General features: G+C 40.5%; 9 protein-coding genes, 1 tRNA gene and 1 other RNA gene. 3 read left to right on the forward strand and 8 right to left on the reverse strand.

Annotated features, from left to right (window positions below):
• Positions 1-3: 3 nt before the first annotated feature.
• Entirely contained in the window at positions 4-4,503 is a 4,500-nt protein-coding gene (gene gltB / locus EYS08_RS23735) for a glutamate synthase large subunit (protein ID WP_131032426.1), read from the reverse strand.
• 422 nt (positions 4,504-4,925) lie between these two features.
• On the opposite strand from gltB, the gene ffs reads away from it, so the two are divergent.
• Both ffs and fsa read left to right on the forward strand, forming a co-directional pair.
• An RNA gene (gene ffs, locus EYS08_RS23740) (signal recognition particle sRNA small type) lies at positions 4,926-5,025 on the forward strand.
• An 86-nt stretch (positions 5,026-5,111) separates the two neighbouring features.
• Complete coding sequence (gene fsa / locus EYS08_RS23745; RefSeq protein WP_131032427.1) at positions 5,112-5,771, forward strand: fructose-6-phosphate aldolase; 660 nt, start codon at positions 5,112-5,114, stop codon at positions 5,769-5,771.
• 737 nt (positions 5,772-6,508) lie between these two features.
• Here fsa and EYS08_RS23750 read toward each other — a convergent pair.
• From EYS08_RS23750 to EYS08_RS23760, 3 genes are all read right to left on the reverse strand, one after another.
• Positions 6,509-7,015, reverse strand: a complete 507-nt coding sequence (locus EYS08_RS23750) for a D-glycero-alpha-D-manno-heptose-1,7-bisphosphate 7-phosphatase (RefSeq protein WP_131032428.1) — start codon at positions 7,013-7,015, stop codon at positions 6,509-6,511.
• Positions 7,016-7,156: 141 nt separating this feature from the next.
• Positions 7,157-8,443 carry a sugar MFS transporter gene (locus EYS08_RS23755; protein ID WP_131032429.1) on the reverse strand — a complete coding sequence of 429 codons (1,287 nt, stop codon included), beginning with the start codon at positions 8,441-8,443 and terminating at the stop codon, positions 7,157-7,159.
• A 104-nt stretch (positions 8,444-8,547) separates the two neighbouring features.
• A complete protein-coding gene (locus tag EYS08_RS23760) occupies positions 8,548-9,669 on the reverse strand; it encodes a formylglycine-generating enzyme family protein (RefSeq protein WP_131032430.1) in 1,122 nt (373 codons plus the stop codon).
• Positions 9,670-9,851: 182 nt separating this feature from the next.
• Between EYS08_RS23760 and EYS08_RS23765 the strand changes: the two genes are divergently transcribed.
• Positions 9,852-9,924 (forward strand) — tRNA-Lys (locus tag EYS08_RS23765).
• A gap of 415 nt (positions 9,925-10,339) precedes the next feature.
• Here EYS08_RS23765 and EYS08_RS23770 read toward each other — a convergent pair.
• The 4 genes from EYS08_RS23770 to EYS08_RS23785 all read right to left on the reverse strand — a co-directional run bounded on the left by EYS08_RS23770 (position 10,340) and on the right by EYS08_RS23785 (position 18,227).
• Positions 10,340-14,104, reverse strand: a complete 3,765-nt coding sequence (locus tag EYS08_RS23770) for a beta-galactosidase small subunit-related protein (protein WP_131032431.1) — start codon at positions 14,102-14,104, stop codon at positions 10,340-10,342.
• A gap of 107 nt (positions 14,105-14,211) precedes the next feature.
• On the reverse strand, positions 14,212-15,531 hold the full coding sequence (locus EYS08_RS23775) for a gluconate:H+ symporter (protein ID WP_131032432.1): 1,320 nt from the start codon (positions 15,529-15,531) through the stop codon (positions 14,212-14,214).
• 9 nt (positions 15,532-15,540) lie between these two features.
• Complete coding sequence (locus EYS08_RS23780) at positions 15,541-17,256, reverse strand: IlvD/Edd family dehydratase (RefSeq protein WP_131032433.1); 1,716 nt, start codon at positions 17,254-17,256, stop codon at positions 15,541-15,543.
• Between the two features lie 134 nt (positions 17,257-17,390).
• A complete protein-coding gene (locus EYS08_RS23785) occupies positions 17,391-18,227 on the reverse strand; it encodes a fumarylacetoacetate hydrolase family protein (RefSeq protein WP_131032434.1) in 837 nt (278 codons plus the stop codon).
• Between the last annotated feature and the right edge of the window lie 1,208 nt (positions 18,228-19,435).

The following is a 19,435-nucleotide window of genomic DNA, read 5'->3' on the forward strand; positions in this document are numbered from 1 at the left end:
GGCCTAGTGTGTTTTTACTTGTTGATTACGTTTGCTTAAAACTGCTTTGTATTCTTTAGGGAATACTTTTACGAAATGAGCAGATTGAGTTTTCCAGTCGCTCAAGATAAACTCAGCTACTCTACTATCCGTTAAGCGGATATGCGTTTTAAGCAAAGCTAAAATACGCTCCTCATCTTCAGCTTGTAATGGATCAAGATCAACCATTTCTTTATTGCATTTGCGTGCAAAAGTTCCGTTGGCATCATAAATCCAGGCCACACCACCACTCATACCAGCAGCGAAATTGCTTCCGGTGTCACCAAGAATCAGCACTTCACCACCTGTCATGTATTCGCAACCATGATCGCCCACCCCCTCAACAACAGCTGTTGCACCAGAGTTACGTACGGCGAAACGCTCACCTGCTTTACCACGGGCAAATAACTCACCAGAAGTTGCACCATAAAGGGCTACGTTACCGATAATGATATTTTGCTCAGGGATAAAAGTTGAGTTTGAGAAAGGATAAATGGCCAATCTTGCGCCCGATAATCCTTTACCTACGTAATCGTTCGCTTCACCTTCTAATGATAACGTTACCCCACGGGTATTGAAAGCACCGAAACTCTGTCCGGCCGAACCAACAAATTTAAAGTTGATCGTATCTGGAGGTAAGCCAGCGCCTAAATGAACTTTCGAAATTTCATTCGATAACATGGTACCCAGCGCACGGTCGGTATTTTTCACATCGAAACTGGCAAAAACCGGTTCGTTATGATCAATAGCAGGTTGTGCAGCGGCAATTAATTTATGATCTAAAACATGATCCAAACCATGATCCTGGCCTTCAGTATTAAATAGAGGCAAACCATTTTCTTCAGCTTTATATAATATAGCTGATAAATCAAGGTGTTTCAATTTCCAGTCTTCCGCAGGCAATTCGCGTACTTTTAAAATATCAGCCTGACCGATCATTTCGTGGATGGTTCTGAAACCTAATTCAGCCATAATCTCACGTAATTCTTCGGCAAGGAAATAAAACAAGTTCACTACGTGGTCAGCATCACCGGTAAATAATTTTCTTAATTCCGGATCTTGTGTTGCTACGCCAACCGGACAAGTATTTAAATGGCATTTACGCATCATAATACATCCCGAAGTAACCAAGGCTGCTGTTGCAACACCCCATTCTTCAGCACCTAATAATGCAGCGATAGCAATATCTCTACCCGTTTTAAGCTGACCATCTGTTTGTAACACGATGCGGTTACGCAATTTGTTTTTTACCAAAGTCTGGTGTGCTTCTGCTAAGCCTAGCTCCCATGGTAAACCAGCATGTTGGATCGAGGTTAAAGGAGATGCTCCTGTTCCACCATCAAAACCAGATACCAGAATCACATCGGCATGTGCTTTAGCAACACCCGCGGCAATAGTACCTACGCCAGCTTTCGAAACCAATTTTACGTTGATCCTTGCTGCACGGTTAGCATTTTTCAGATCAAAAATTAACTGTGCTAAATCTTCGATCGAATAAATGTCGTGGTGAGGCGGAGGTGAAATTAAACCAACACCCGGTGTAGAGTGACGAACTTTTGCAATCCAGTCATCCACTTTGTGTCCTGGTAATTGACCACCTTCTCCTGGTTTAGCACCTTGAGCCATTTTAATCTGTAACTCATCGGCATTGGTTAAGTAGTAACTGGTTACACCAAAACGTGCAGAGGCCACTTGTTTAATTGCTGAGCGCATGCTATCGCCATTTGGCAATTTAGTATAACGCATTTCATCTTCACCACCCTCACCGGTATTGCTCTTTCCACCAATACGGTTCATGGCAATGGCTAAAGTAGAGTGTGCCTCATGAGAGATTGAACCGAAAGACATTGCCCCTGTTGCAAATCTTTTTAAAATTGCCTCGGTTGATTCTACTTCACTTAAAGGAACTGATGGGCGGCTATAGTTAAATTCGAACAATCCACGGATGGTATAAGCTTGTTGTGTTTGCTCATTCACCAGTTTAGAGTACTGTTTGAAAATATTGTAATCGTTTTTACGGGTTGCGTTCTGCAGCAAGTGAATAGTTTGCGGGTTAAACAAATGGGCTTCACCTTTACGGCGGAATTTATAAGTTCCACCTGCTGGCAACAGGTTTTCGGTTTCTGTTAACGGACCAAAACTGCGGTGATGTTTAATTAAGGTTTCTTTTGCAATTTCATCCAGTCCTAAGCCACCAATACGAGAAACTGCACCGGTGAAGTAAGTATTCACTACTTGTTTATTTAAACCTAAAATCTCGAAAATCTGCGCACCTTGGTATGATTGCAAGGTTGAGATTCCCATTTTAGAGAAAATTTTAAGTAAACCGCTATTTACCGCGTAGATATAGTTTTTGGTAAGCTGTTCTGCTGATAAACCAGATTCTTCCTTAAACTCGTTAATGGTTTCCAAAGCCAGGTAAGGGTTAATTGCAGTAACACCAAAGCCCAGTAATGTGGCGAAATGATGTACTTCCCAGATATCACCGGCCTCTATTACAATACCCACGGCACCCCGGTATCCTTTGCGGATTAAGTGATGGTGTACGGCAGAAACCGCCAATAAAGAAGGCATTGCGGCATGCTCAGAGTCAATAGCCCTATCGGTTAATACAATTACCTGAAAACCATCTTCAACCGCATCAACTGCATAACGGCATAAACGGTCTAAGGCTTTTGCCATAGCACCCGGCTTGCCATCAGCCCTGAAATAAGTCTGTAAAGTTTTCGCCTGGAAAACACCTGTATCAATACTTCTTAACTTCTCTAATTCCTGATTGGTTAAGATTGGGTGTTTAATGGCTACACAGTGTGCTTGTTTTGGGGTTTCTTCCAATAAATTACCCATGCTACCCATAAAACTGGCCAAACTCATTACCACTTTCTCCCTGATCGGATCAATTGGCGGATTGGTTACCTGTGCAAATAACTGCTTAAAATAAGATGATAAGTGCTGAGGACGTTTTGATAGAATAGCCAATGGTGTATCGGTACCCATCGAACCGATCGGTTCTTTTCCTTCAATAGCCATTGGTTTAAGCAAAAGATCTACATCTTCTCTGCTGTAACCAAAAACCTGTTGATATTTAAAAATAGACTCTGTAGATAAGCCGGTGAACATTACACGTGGCTCAGGTAATTCCTCTAAACGGATCTGGTATTGATTAATCCAATCGGCATAAGGGCTTTTACCACAAACTTCTTCTTTAATTTCGTTATCGCTGATAATCCTGCCCTGCTCCATATCCACAACGAACATTTTACCTGGCGTTAAACGGCCTTTTTCGATTACAGTACTTTGATCGATAGCTAATGCACCAGCCTCAGAACCCATAATTACGCGGTCATCAGAAGTAATGGCGTAACGGGAAGGACGAAGACCATTACGGTCTAAAGTGGCACCTATTAATTTACCATCGGTAAAAGCAATCGCTGCAGGTCCATCCCATGGTTCCATTAAAGTAGCATGGAATTCGTAAAATGCCCTTTTAACAGGATCCATATCTTCGTTACCATCCCATGCCTCTGGTACCAACATCATTAATACGTGCGGCAGGGTTCTTCCAGAGTGAAGTAATAGTTCGATAACATTATCTAAACAGCCTGAATCTGAATTAGTTTCGTCAATTACAGGCAATAACATATCTAATTCTTCCGGGGTAAAGTAAGCAGAAGCAAAAGACTTAACACCTGCTCTAAACCAGTTTAAATTTCCTTGTAAAGTATTGATCTCACCATTATGTGCAATAAAGCGGAATGGCTGCGCCAATCTCCACGAAGGGAAAGTATTGGTTGCAAAACGCGAGTGAACTAAACCTAAAGCAGAAACCATGCGCTTATCGGTTAGATCGGTGAAATATGTACGTACCTGTAAAGAAGTAAGCTGACCTTTATATATAATGGTTTGCGCAGAAAGCGAAACAATATAAAAATCTTTACCACCATGAACGGTGTTTACGATCAGTTTAATCAGGTAATTTTTAAAAATATAAAGTTTACGTTCGAAATCTGCCCCTGGTGCCACTGCATAAGGACGGGCAATAAATACCTGCTCAATTTCCGGTTCAACAGAAAGGGCCATATTGCCAATATCTGTGGTGTCAACATCAACTTTTCTAAAGCCTAAAATTTCCAGGCCTAATTTTTCGGCGGCACGGTAAATCAATTCTCTGCACTCTTCTCTCGATCTGATATCTTTTGGCATAAATAACATACCTACACCATAATTATTGGTCTCTGGTAGGCTAAAGCCAGCTTTTAAACATTCGTCGTAAAAAAATTCGTGAGGAATCTGAATCATAATACCTGCACCATCGCCTGTATTTGGTTCTGCTCCACATGCCCCTCTATGATCTAGATTCTCTAAAATAGTAAGTGCATCAGAGATGATTTGATGCGATTTTCGCCCTTTCACATGTGCAACGAACCCAATACCGCAGGCATCGTGTTCAAATTGCGCATCGTACAATCCACTGTTTGGTTCCATTCTTTGCTCGTTAGTTGTTAGTGTATAGGAAACACTAAGATACGAAAAACAAATCTTAAATTACAGAGTTGACATGATTTTTAGAAAAATTTTAGTCCTTAAGTAATTTAATGCTTTTAGATTAAAAAAATGATAATGATATTGGTGAATATTTATCAAATTTATAATGATAATATTATACAATAAATGCACTTTTTCTGCTGAATTCCTTGATAAATCGTTTTAATTATTGATTTATTTGTGAATTCTTAATTTACATATAAATATAACATATGGAATCTTACATATATTGTATTTCCTTCTACAATTTAAAAATACACATTTTAATTTTATTAATTTATTAATCAGCTACATAGCCTAAAAGAGAAAAAAAATACAAAAATGCATTTTGCGAAACAACTTCTTTTTCTACCTTTGTGGCCGGGCAAGTCTTTTACGACCAGCTCCCTTTGAACTCCCCCAGGGTGGGAACACAGCAAGGGTAGAAGGTTGTAGCGGTGCGATAGAAGGTGCTTGCCCTTTTTTTCTTTTCCCTTAATCCCCTGAAGGGGGAACTAAATTCTTCAGGGTTCAATCATAGAAACTCAAATATTTAAGAATTTATAAACATGAAATTTTTTATTGACACAGCAAATCTTGATCAAATCAAAGAAGCGCAAGATCTTGGCATTTTAGATGGCGTAACCACCAACCCTAGCTTAATGGCGAAAGAAGGTATTACTGGCGAACAAAATGTAATTAACCACTACAAAGCTATCTGCGATATTGTTGATGATAACGTAAGTGCTGAAGTTATTGCCACTACTTTCGATGAGATTGTTAAAGAAGGTGAAGCTTTAGCCGCTTTAAACCCGAAAATCGTAGTAAAAGTACCAATGATTAAAGATGGTGTTAAAGCCATTAAATATTTCTCGTCAAAAGGAATTAAAACCAACTGTACTTTAATCTTCTCTGCCGGACAGGCATTATTAGCTGCTAAAGCTGGAGCTACTTATGTTTCTCCGTTCTTAGGCCGTTTAGATGATATTTCTAGCGATGGTTTGGTTTTAATTGAAGATATCAGAACTATTTTTGATAACTACGGTTATGAAACTCAGATTTTAGCTGCATCAATCCGCGGACCATTACACATCGTTAATTGTGCTAAATTAGGTGCCGATGTAATTACTGCGCCTTTGGCTGCCATTGCAGGTTTATTAAAACACCCACTAACAGATAGCGGTTTAGCTACATTTTTAGCTGACCACGCTAAAGCTGCTGGGAAATAAGAATTATAAAGTCGAAAGTCTTTTAGTCCTAAGTCTTGAGTCGGATTCCCGGTTTAAGACTTAGGATTTTTTGTTTACGGACATCTTACGAAATCTCAATGGGTAAGCGGGTTGAAGGATTTCGTAAGTATGAGGTGAAGAAAAGCGTAATAGAATTTCAGAAGCTTCTGACTGACGAAGTTATTCATCCGCTCCTGCTCTGTAAACTTCGTAAGTCATCGCGAAGTTTCTTTTTTTGAATGCAGAAACAGTGCTGATCGGTTTCTGTAGTCCTGCTTTCCATTATATTCCGGTAAATATTCGATAAAGTTAAATCAATCGAATACCGGAATGTCATTTCAATCAGGTCTAAGTGGCCAGGTACTTACGAAATCTCAATGGGCAGCGCGTGGAAGGATTTTGTAAGTATAGGAAAGCAAAGCGTAGTAGAAATCCGCAGGCTTATGGCTGACGAAGTTTTTCCCCTGCAATATCCACTCTAAACTTCGTAAGTCACCGCGATTTTCTTTTTTTGGAGAGCAGAAACAGTGCTAATCGGTTCCTGTGGTCCTGCTTTCCATTATATTCCGGTAAATATTCGATAAAGTTAAATTAATCGAATACCGGAATGTCATTTCAATCAGGTCTAGTTGGCCATGGCATCTTACGAAATCTCAATGGGCAGCGCGTGGAAAGATTTTGTAAGTATGAGGCGGGGAAAAGCGTAATAGGATTTTTTATGCACTTTAAAAGGGACTTTAGACTAAAGACTCACGACTAAGGACTTCTTTAATCTTCTCATAACTGATCTGTTCATCAGGTTCAATTAGAATCCCTTTTACTCCTGCCCCATTTGCCGCTTCAACATCTCTTGGCTTATCGCCGATCATAATAGATTGTGCCGGGTCGATATCGTACATATCAATTGCATCTAAAATCATACCCGAAGCAGGTTTTCTGCACTTGCATTCGCCACCAACCGTGGGGTGATGCGGGCAATAATAAAAGCCAGCAATATCGGCTCCTTCAGCCACAAAAGCATTGCGGAGCATTTGGTGCATAATGGCCAGCTCTTGCTCGGTATAACGTTTTAAAGCAATACCGCCCTGATTGGTAATTACAATTAAAAGATAACCTTCATCGAATAGTTTTTTTAATACTGGAATCTGGTAATCCAGGATTTTAAAATCTTCAACACGGCAGATGTAATCATATATTTCGTGATTGAGTACACCATCACGGTCTAGAAAAATAGCTTTATTCATTATTGTGATTTGAGATATGAGATATGAGTATTGTGATTCAGACCTCGTTTATAATTCGCCAAAATAACTGAAAATTAAGGACAAAAGAAAGCCCAATCTAATTAAAGACCGGGCTTAATCATAAAATTTATTTGGTTTTGGTTATTTCAGATTCAATCCTGCTTTATGGCCTTTTATAGCAAAATACAGAATGTATAGGTAACATGGTAATACAGTTAAAAGATAGGCCAACTGAAAGTTAATATGTAATTTTTCATTTAAGAAAGCATATAATAATGGCATTAAAGCACCACCAGCAATACCCATAATCATAATCGCCGAACCGATTTTGGTAAATTTACCCAGGTGGCTAATACCCAGCGGGAAAATTGCCGGCCACATTAATGAATTGGCCAAACCCAATAAGGCTACAAAAATTACAGCGAACCAGCTGGAAATAACAAAAGATAAAACGGTAAATATGATGCCTAAAATAGCACAGATTCTAAGGGCTTTCTGCTGAGAGACGTATTTTGGAATGGTAACAATACCAATAATATAACCGATTAACATACTGAAAAGCGTAATAGAGGTTAACTTTCCGCTAATTTCTGCACTAATGCCTAACTCGCGACCGTAAATACCAATAATATCGCCAGCCATAACCTCTGCGCCAACATATACAAAAATACAAAGTGCACCCAGGAATAAGTGTGGGAACTGAAAGATACTTGTATGTTTTACCACCTCTCCTTTGCTTTCATCAATCACATCTTCTTCTACTTCAACTTCTGGAAGATTGGTGAATTTAATAAAAACGGCAAAAAGGCAGAAAACGATTGCCAAAACAATGTAAGGTATATTTACACGGCCTAAAACATCATTTAATAACTGCTCGTGCACAGCGCCGGTAGCCGCTTTGATTTGTTTTTCCACTTCCGAAGCATTTTTCAAAAACAGACTGCCCATAATCAAAGGCACAATCATGCCGGCAAATTTATTACAGATACCCGCAATACTGATCCGTTTTGCAGCACTTTCAATAGGGCCGATAATGGTTAAGTACGGGTTTGATGCGGTTTGTAATAAAGCCAATGCTGCACCCTGAACAAAAATTCCGGTTAAAAACAAACCAAACGTTCTGGTTTGAGCCGCAGGTATAAATATCAAAGAACCCAGACCTAAAATAACCAGGCCTAACACAATTCCATTTTTAAAGCCAACTTTTTTAAGTATCCACGATGATGGCAGCGCTAAAAAGAAGTAAGCCATGTACGATGCAAAGGTTACGAAGAATGCCTGTAAGTTTGATAATCCGAAAGATAATTTAAAGAAAGGAATTAATGTTCCGTTTGCCCAGGTTACAAAGCCAAAAATAAAGAATAGGGCACAAATGATAATAAGTGGTTTTGGCCCTTGCGTTTGACCTGATTTTGTTGTTTGTTGCATAAAGTTTTGGTTCGGTTTAATTTGTTCGGACCAAACTAAACAATAATATTTAATAAAATAAGGATCAAACGTTTGCGTAATTTTAACTTTGACAGAAACGGGCTTTAGTCAGTGCTCACGCACCTAAAACCGGTATGCTCTAAGCCAGTATCAACAGAAGTTTTCATTCTAGATGTTACCCGGTAACCTTTACAATAAGAGGCGTTACACATAAAAGAACCACCCCTTACCACTCTTTTAGGTATAGTCGGCTCCATAGGGTCGTAGCTGTCTGACGGACCTTTAGGATTGGTGCTCAACCCTGAAAGCTTGCTATAATAATCAGGCCGGTACCAATCGCTGCACCACTCCCATACGTTGCCTGCCATGTCATAAAGTCCATAACCGTTCGGCTTAAATTTTTTCACTGCAGCTAAACCATTAAAGCCATCCCAATTCGTGTTTTTAACCGGGAAGTTCCCCTGCCAGGTATTGGCTTTTACCTTACCTTTTTCTATATCTTCGTTCCCCCATGGATATTTTTCATTTTTCAAAGCACCTCTTGCGGCATACTCCCACTCTGCCTCTGTTGGTAAACGTTTACCAGACCATTTACAATAGGCCATGGCATCATCCCAGGATACATGTATAACGGGAAAGTTCTCTTTTCCTTTAATATCGCTGTCAGGGCCATGAGGATGTTTCCAATTGGCGCCTTTAACCCAACGCCACCATTGCGAGGCATCATTTAAAGAGGTAACACTTTTAGGCTGATAAAAGACCAAAGACGCTGCGACAAAAACACTGTCAGGCGGTTTTGGCGTACCTGCCGGAAGCTGTTTTTTCATTTCTTCCCAATCTGGTTTACGCTCAGCCGTAGTAACATAGCCAGTTGCATCAACAAACTTTTTAAAACTGGCATTGGTTACTTCGGTAGCATCCATCCAGAAAGAAGAGACTTTAACCTGATGTTGCGGGTATTCATCATCTCTACCCTCTTTATCAGAAGCGCCCATGGCAAATTCGCCTGCCGGAACTAAAATCATGCCTTCATGACTTGCTTTATTATTGGAAGCGAAACTTGAAGACTCTTTTACTGCGCCAAAACGGCTTGGCATATTTTTTTCGCATGAGGCTAAAGAATCTTGTTTGTGTTTAGCCTGTTCTTCTTCGTTAGCGTGCTTAGATTGACAAGAAAGTATTAAGAGAAGCGGCAAAAAAAACAAAGCAGAAAGAAATCTATGCATGATTGATATTAAATTAGGAGCGATAAAAATATCAATTAAGTTTAAAAAAGAGAAGGTAAATAATTAATTCCCCTATAAATCAATACACTAACGCATTTGGCGATTTTTTATTTGCAGGAAATGCTTCATAACCCTATATTTGCACCACTTTAAAGGAAACGACTAACGTTTTAAGTAAAGTAGATTCCGTAGCTCAGCTGGTAGAGCATTACACTTTTAATGTAGTGGTCCTGGGTTCGAATCCCAGCGGGATCACAGAAAACCTCACAGAAATGTGAGGTTTTTTTGTTTTATGTCCGCTGGGATTCGAACAGGAGCCCCGGCCTGGGTTCGATTTGTAAAAGGCTCAGGGCAGAGTTCGGGGTTTTGCGGGGCTGAGCCAATCCCAGCGGGATCACACCAAAGACTATCAAAACGTATAAAACCCTGCAATCGAACGATTAGCAGGGTTTTTGCTTTTAGGGAATCGCCAAAAATCACATGAATTCACAAAAATTGGTGAGTGATTCGGTGTTAAGGCAAAAGGGTTAAAATTGACTCACCGAATTGTGCATAATCAATATTGTACAGTTTGTTATAAACATTTCCATTTTGTGTGCCATTTACAATCAACCGATTTGTCATTTAATTAAGCATTATATGGCTCTTGTTATTTTAAAAATTATCAGGCTTATTTATTGATTTTAAATGGTTTTATCGAACTTGTGAACTGTATGGTTTGGGGAATGGTTTGATATTTATTAAGCACCCCAATTGCCGTGCATCCTACTCCGGTAGTTTGATAGTCGAAATTGAATGTTACACCATCCGATTTGATCAGCTGATAGGTGTATTTTGCCTTCGACAAATTTTCGGTGCTGTAATTGTAGCAATTGAAATTAAACGGTTCGTTTGCCGAAAACTCAATTCCGATTCCTTCAGCATTTGTCAGTCGCACATTGCGGTTGTCGGTGCGCAAGCCGCAATCCTGAGGTAGCAAATACGGTACGAACATCGCATCAACTGTCGATTGATAATGCCCGATCCGATAGCCGGTTTTGCGGTCTGGATAGTTCTCCTGTGGCCCACGTCCAAACCATTGTACATTTTGCATTTGATCGTCGAATACCCATTTTGTTCCGATACGTGGCAACGAACTGGGCATTTTTCCATTCGGATTGATTGTGTGCTGCAGACTAATTTCACCGTCGGGCGAAATTGTATAAATCATCTCATTTTCGAAGCCTGCCCCGCTTGCATTTCCAAAAAGAGCAATTTGACGAATACTGACAATTGCGTTTCCAGCCTTATTTTCAACCCGAAATGATTCAAGTTTTGACTTCATTTTATCCAGACCGATGGAATGCCATGAAGTGGCAACCATCCTTCCATAGCCCTCGGTTCTAGGAAATACATTTACCGAAGGATAGGTCCAGTCGTCCTGTTCGTTCGCCAGAGGGGCACGCCAAACATTGAGTTGCGCTCCCTGTTTCAGCAATTCTTTACCCATGTATTTCATGGAGTACAATTGTCCATCGGCTTTATTAAAGGCATAATCGAAACTTACTCCGGATACAATCAAATGTTGCTCATTATCTGTCACTTTTAAAGGATTGGTTGGACGCTGTACCAATTTTCTATTTGCAGGAACAATCCATGGCATTTCCAATTGATCCCAACACTGTTCAAAACCCTTCGGTGCCCATTGTGTCGCTTCTTTTGAATGAAAGCTAACTGTTGCCAAATAGGTTGCACCGGCTTTTAGCTGAGGCTTCTGGATAGGAAGAATGTAGATTTTTTTTGCTTCCGGTTCAACATCCACCTCCAATTTTCCGGAAGCTATTGATATTCCGTTTTCTTCCAGATTCCAACGTGCTTCAAAGCCATTGGTATTCGTAAAAAAGTTTCGGTTCTGCACTTCAATTTCCATTTTTTCGGCGTTGCTCCACTTTACAGAAATGGGTTGAGCAGACTTTTTTATTTGCCACATTTCCGGCTCCGGAACCCGATCGGGCCAAATACTTCCATAGGTACGTGCGCCAATTCCATAGCTAAAAAATTCGCCTTTTTTTTGCTCCTGCTCAAAATCGAGCCACAAAGCTGCACGGTTTTTCAAGTCCGGTTTTGCTGCCAATAAATCATTGATTTCAATCGCTTTGGGGAAAATACCCACCTGATCGATAATGGCATCGCACAAATAACCGGAGGTATGCTGGCCATGTGTCTCGGCATTCTTGCCCACATTAAGCGGAAAAGGGAAATTGGTAATGTTCCCTGTAACAGAAGTTTCAGCTAACTTTTTGTTATCGATATATAGTGATATCGATTTCCCGTTATAAATACCTGCCACATGATGCCAGTTTTGTGTCCAATCTTTTGGTAATTCACCACGGACAACTGTTTTTTTCGAAGTGTAGATATAGAAATCGAGCGATTTGTCACCAACTTGCTGCAAACCAAATTGATTGTTTCCTTTGGTGAGCATCGTTCCACCCATTTTCATTAAATCACGTGGAAAAATCCAAAACGAAACCGTGAGTTCATTATTGGAGATTTCAATTTTTTTATCCTGAAAAACTTCCACCCACTGATCGTGACTATTCAGATCAATACCTTTTCCATTGTGTCCGGCGACCAGTTTGGCGCGTCCCATGATGTGAGTTGCGACCTTGTTTGGTGAAGAATCTGTCAATTTGCGAACTGGCTCTCGTAATCCCGGACTCACGAAATCCCAGATTGCTCCGCCCATGATGCGCGGATACTGGTAAATCACATCCCAATATTCGTCCAGTCCGCCACCGGCATTTCCAGCCACCGAAAGGTATTCGTCCATAAACGATGGTCGCGGATCAACACTTTCAGGAACCATCCCCACCTGATTTTTGAGGTCGAAAGGCGATGGGTAACGTGGGCCGATAATCTCTTCGCAAGAATGCGAAAAAGCATTTCCACCATACATCCAATATCGGGTAGTATCGTATTTCCGTCCTTCATCAATCACCGCACAAATATTTTTCCCTTCGCCACTTTCGTTCCCAGCGCTCCAAAACAGAATGGAGGGATGATTTCGGTCGTGCAAAACCATTTTGCGCACCCGCTCGCGGTACATGGGTTCCCATTCGGTTTTATCGCTCAAATATTCAGTGGCATGTGCTTCATTTCCGGTTTCATCGATGATGTAAAACCCATATTCGTCTGCCAATTCTAAATATCGTGTTACAGGTGGATAGTGTGATATGCGTATACAATTTATATTGAATTGCTTCAGTATTTCAAAGTCTTTCCTGATGGTCGCTTCGTCCATCGTGTGCCCCAAATCGGGGTGTTGCATGTGTGTATTGATGCCGTTAAGTTTGATGGCTTTTCCATTCAGATAGAAAACCTGATGACGGATTTCAGTCTCTTTAAAGCCAATGCGACCAGCAATTATCTCTTCGGTTTTACCTTCCCTGTTAATCAATTCCAACGTTAACCGATAAAGATTGGGCGTTTCAGCAGTCCACTTTTTAGGGTTTATGACATCTGATGAAATATTAATAATTTGCTTATTGTCAGCTGTTATTTGAACTACATCAGAAGTAAAATTCTTAACCAGCACATTGTCTGAATTAAACAGCGAAGCCCGAACCTTGTAGTTCTGTTTATCAATTTTCGATTGGTTATTTACCGTAATCTGCAAATTCAGTTTTGAGTTCTCATAGTTTTTGTCCAGGGCGGTAGTGGCATGCCAGTCGAAGATATGTACATCCGATTTTGCATACAGCCAAACATCATCGAAAATACCAGCCAGGCGCCAATAGTCCTGGCTTTCGAGATACACACCATCTGAATATTTAATTACGTTTACGGCAATGGTATTTTTTCCGGGTTTCAAAAAACTGGTAACATCATATTCAGCAGGCTCCTGCGCACCTTCGTTGTAGCCAACTTCCTGTCCGTTGATCCAGACAAACGATGCCGAAGCGGTTTTCTCCATGCGTAATAAAATGCGTTTGCTTTTCCAATTTGCTGGTAGTGTAAATGTTTTTCGATACGAGCCAGTCGGGTTGTATTCGCGAGGGACAAAAGGCGGATTGGAACGAAACGGATGTGCAACATTTCGGAAAAAAGGATCGCCAAAACCCTGCATTTCCCAGTTGGATGGAACTGTAATTTCAGACCATTTCTGATCATTATAATTTGATATAAAAAAGTTCTTGGGTGTACCTTCCGGCGTATTGGCGAAATGGAATTTCCACCTTCCATTCAACGAAAGTACATTTTCTGACTTCCATTTCTGATGATTTAATGATTCACCAACCGATTTTAAAGGGATACAAACCGTGTGACCTTCAGTCTGGTTGATTTCAAATACCTTAATATTTTCGATGAAAGGATAAACATTTGTAAAATCCGATTGCTGTGCTGACACTGTAAAACTTGCCAGCGTGATAAATAAACCAACTATTTTTTTCATGCCCGGTTACGCTATTATCTTGATGGAGGACTAAATTTTGTTTTCGAATATAAACTATATAACATGCATTAAAGCATAATTTTATTAATAAGTACGCCCTTTATTATCTATCTAAACAGTACCTGGTTCATGATCAGTATTCCAATGAGTCCGATAACTGAAACCAGCGTTTCCATCAGCGACCAGGACAAAAATGTTTGTTTTATAGATAATCCTAAATACTCTTTGAATAGCCAGAAAGAGGAGTCGTTTACATGAGAACAAAACAGGCTTCCTGATCCAACTGCGAGCACCATTAAATTTGGATCGGCGCCGTGAGGCCCAACAAGCGGATAAACGATACCAGCAGCGGTGAGGCCAGCTATGGTAGCCGAACCCAGGCAAAGCCTTAACACGGCCGTTATTAACCAGGCCAATAATAAAGGTGGTAGGGTTAATCCTTTCAAAATTACGGCAAGGCTGTTGCTCACCCCTGTTTCAACAAATACTTGTTTCAAAATACCTGCGCTACCGATGATTAAAAGGATCATCGCTATATCTTTTGCTGCATCAACAAAAATCACCATAATGTCAATCAGCTTTTTACCTGACCTAATCCCAAGTGTAAATGTTGCAATACAAATGGTTAATATCATCGCAATAGTTGGATCGCCGATAAATCTGGCAAGATTTACGACTGCAATATTATCACTAAATATCTTGGTTATCAACGTGGTACCTAAAATTATAAGTACAGGCAACAAGGCAGAAATCACACTATTTGTTATCCCTGGCAATTCATTATCAGGCAGTTCATTGGCCTGCAAGGTAACTGTTGGGCCAGATTCCATATTTATTAATACTTTTGCGAAAATAGGGCCTGCAATAATTATAGCAGGTATGGCCACGATTAAACCATAGATAAAGGTCTTAACCAAATCTGCATTAAACTGGGTTACTAAAGCCATGGGCGATGGATGCGGTGGCAAAAAACCATGCATTACGGACAGCGATGCAAGCATAGGCAATCCTACATACACCAGAGGTAACTTATAGTTGTACGCTACCGAAAAGATAATTGGAATCAGCAATACAAACCCAACATTATAAAATAATGGAATGCCCACTATAAATCCTGTTAAAGACATGGCCCAGGTAATGTATTTAGCGCCGAATGTCTTTTTTAATACTGTGGCTATTTTTTGAGCGGCACCACTGGAAGCGACGAGTTTTCCGAGCATGGCGCCCAAAACGATGATAATTGCCAGCGATCCTAATGTATCTCCTAATCCTTTATTAATAGTTTGCGGAATACTAGCGACGGGCATACCTAACAATAAAGCTGCTCCTACAGATACGATTAAAAATGCAAGAAAGGTATTAACCTTCGCCCAGGCAATTAATAATACAAGTATAACTATACAGCCAAAAAGAATCAGTACATCCATGTTCCTACTTTAATGAGAGTCTCTGGTTACTGTAGAACCTGAACCGCCTACTAAAAAATCCAGATCAGCACCTTTATCTGCCTGCTGAACATGGTTGACATATAAGTTTACATAACCACGTGTTGCAGCAGGAATTGACGGTACCCAATTGCTTCGCCTCAGGGCTAACACTTCATCACTCACTTCAAGGTGGATACGTTTATTGGCTACATCCAGCTCAATCATGTCGCCGTTTTCTACCAGCGCTAAATTTCCACCGATAGCAGACTCTGGCGATACGTGCAGTATAACTGTACCATATGCCGTACCACTCATCCTTCCATCGGATATCCTTACCATATCTGTTACGCCCTTGTCAAGTAACTTTTTGGGTAATGTCATGTTACCTACCTCAGGCATACCTGGATAGCCGACCGGACCAACCGTTTTCAAGACCATTACACAAGTTTCATCGATATCCAAATCAGGGTCATCTACTCTCGCATGGTAATCCTCAATGTTTTCGAACACTACTGCCCTACCTCGGTGCTGCATTAAACTGGGCGTAGCTGCAGATGGCTTTATAACCGCTCCGTTAACTGCAAGATTACCTTTTAGTACGGTAATTCCGGCTTCTTTGATGATCGGCTGCTCAAACTCATAAATAACTTCCTTGTTGTAATTTATTCCTTTATCAGCAATGTTCTCGGCATGCGTTTTCCCGCTTACCGTTAGGATATCCATTTTTAAAACAGATTGCATTTGTTTTAAAACAGCAGGTACACCACCGGCATAGTAAAAATCCTCCATCAAAAATTTCCCTGAAGGCATAAGATTTACAAGAAGCGGCATTTTACTACCAATATCATCAAAATCGTCTAAGTTTAGCGCTACACCCATACGCCCTGCAATAGCGGTGAGGTGAATAATAAAGTTTGAAGAACCTCCTACTGCGGCATTTACCTTAATGGCATTTTCAAAGGCATCCCGTGTTAGTATTTTAGAAATTTTCAGGTCTTCTTTAACCATTTCAACTATTCTCCTTCCGGATAGCTGAGCAAGCCTTTTCCGCCGGGAATCGACGGCAGGTATAGCCGCACCACCCGAAAGGCTCATGCCTAAGGCTTCTACCATGCAAGCCATAGTAGAAGCTGTTCCCATTGTCATACAGTGGCCCGGGCTACGGGACATGCAACTTTCTACTTCTGCATATTCATCATAAGTAATTTCGCCTTTCTTTAATTCCTCTGTCAGCTTCCATACACTTGTTCCTGAGCCTATGTCATGTCCGTGATATTTTCCGTTTAACATTGGTCCGCCAGGAACCACAATGGTTGGCAGATCTACACTTGCCGCTCCCATTAGCGTAGAAGGCGTAGTTTTATCGCAGCCCGTAAGGAGTACTACACCATCAATAGGGTTGCCTCTTATTGATTCCTCTGCATCCATACTGGCGAGGTTACGGAACAACATGGCGGTGGGTTTCATGAGCGTTTCGCCCAATGACATGATGGGAAATTCCAGCGGAAAACCGCCAGCTTCCAAAACCCCGCGACGAACACTTTCGGCAATATCACGCAGGTGGGCATTGCAAGGTGTAAGTTCAGACCATGTATTACAAATGCCGATTACCGGTCTGCCGTCAAACATGTCTTCGGGCATGCCCTGGTTTTTCATCCAACTGCGATAGATGAGGCCCATTTTATCTTTTTTCCCAAACCAGGTCGAACTTCTATATGATTTCATATTTAGAATATACTATGTTGCGCTATTTTTTACTTCTTTAATTAGATTTTTCGCTAGTGGACATATCTATTGAAAAATCGTTTCACTTGCTTCGGCAGAGGTTTCGAAATCTATAATTTGTTTGCCAATGTTTATCATGTTACGATATTTATAAGCGAACCAATTTCTGAAATGGTTATTTTTACAATGTCTCCGCTACGTAAAGTGAAATCATCAGTCGGGATTATTCCTGTACCTGTCATTAAATAGGTTCCATGAGGGAAATCCAATTCGCGAAACAAGTAAGCCACTAATTCCGTGTGCTTACGTTTCATTTGGTTAATGGATATTTTCTCCTTAAAAAGGACATCAGAATCTCTGGATATTTCGATGCTGATATTGGTATTCGGATCTATCGGGCCATCTGTTACTAAAAGGCAGGGCCCTAAAGCCGTAGCTCCATTGTATGATTTGGCCTGCGGGAGATAAAGCGGATTTTCGCCCTCAATATCCCTCGAAGATACATCATTACCTATTGTATAACCTTCTATAGTGCCTTCTGAGCAAATAAATAACGTCAATTCCGGTTCAGGTACGTTCCATTTAGAATCTGCCCTGATCCGTATGTTTCCTCCGAAACCCACTGTACGGTAAGATGGTGACTTAAAAAAAAGTTCTGGCCGGTCTGCATCATATACCCTTGCATAAAAATCTCCACCTTTTGCTTCTTTTGATTCCTCTATTCTGGCTTCCCTGCTACGAAAATAAGTTACACCAGATGCCCATACTTCCTGGCTGCCTATAGGCGTTAAAACAGCTGAATGGGTGAGCGCTTGTAAGTCTTCGTTAGGTTGGAGATGTTGCAACTCACTACTCACCACTTTGAAGAGGTTGTTCCTGTTTACGAACCTATCCCAGCTTTTCTCTTCTGTTAAAAAATATTGGTTATTGTGGTGTATAATAATCCCGCTAGAGGTGTTATAAATTCTCATAATTATTTGGTTAAGTTTTTTGGATCGAAAATTAAGTTTGAACTTTATTTAAGTATCCAGGCGGTAAAATCTAAAGCCAAATAAGTCCTTTTAACGCACATTTATAGCATAATGTTAATATAATACAATAAATTGCTTCAATACTAAAATTACGGGTTTGCGTTGCCTAATTTGATTACTTCGTAGCTTTTCGCTTCGCTACAGGTATCAATGACGGACTCCAATAGCGTGGTCGTCTTTCCCGCGCAGGTCTATCGTGTGGACACATCTTTTTGAGTTTAATTTTTTAGGCGTTTTGCTAGCTTCCTCAAATAACACATTGTTTTAACCGAAGAACGCCGTGAATCCCAAGGGCCGGAGAAATCAAAAAAACAGGTGCAGAATAGAACAAATAGCATTGCCAAACCTAAAACGCAGTGGTTTTGTATTCATAAACGCTAATTTAAAGTTTTAAAGAAGTATTGAACACAAACCCCGAAGGGCTCAATCAGCCCATAGAAAACACAACAAAAACTGATTAAACGAAGGGCCACTGTTTTTTTGATGTTCATAGGATTGTGTAAAAGGCCCATTGTTGGATTGACAAAGCGCTTTGGGTAATTGGCGCTCCAAAATGCGCCAGCATTCTTGAGCACAAATAAAAATAACATGATCTGCGAAAAACTACCATGCCACCGCGGCATAGAGCGGAAAAAAAAATAACATTTATCTCCAAACTATAGTTTTTAAGATCAAAGTTTGTTATTTGCAGGAAAGATGCTGATCCCGCCTGCTCGCATTAGCGTCAAGTTAATGATATTGACAAAGGTTGAAAAGTCTGTGATTATTATTTAAAATGGAAAAAGCAACTTGTAGTTCTAAACACATTTGACAATGTCTACAAGCCGCTTTTTCAACTCTAAAATAAAAAAAAGATTTGATATTTTTTTTAATGGATCAACCATTGATACTATAGCTCGGAGCAGTGGTTTTCTTCAGCGCAGTGCAAAGAAGATTTCTCCGATGGATTTTGTTATGGGCTTTGTGTTAAGCTGTTCTCAAATGCAAAACACATTCAGTCAATGGGCTTTCCAGATTAGCCAGCTTAGCGGAACCCCTGTAAGCAAACAAGCAGTATTTGATCGTTTGGGGCCATCATCTGTAGCTTTTGCCAAAGCACTTCTGGAGCATGTGCTGCTGCAGGGTCTCTGCTACAGATACAGACGTCC

The organism is Pedobacter kyonggii (genome assembly GCF_004310665.1).
Taxonomy (GTDB): Bacteria; Bacteroidota; Bacteroidia; order Sphingobacteriales; family Sphingobacteriaceae; genus Pedobacter; species Pedobacter kyonggii.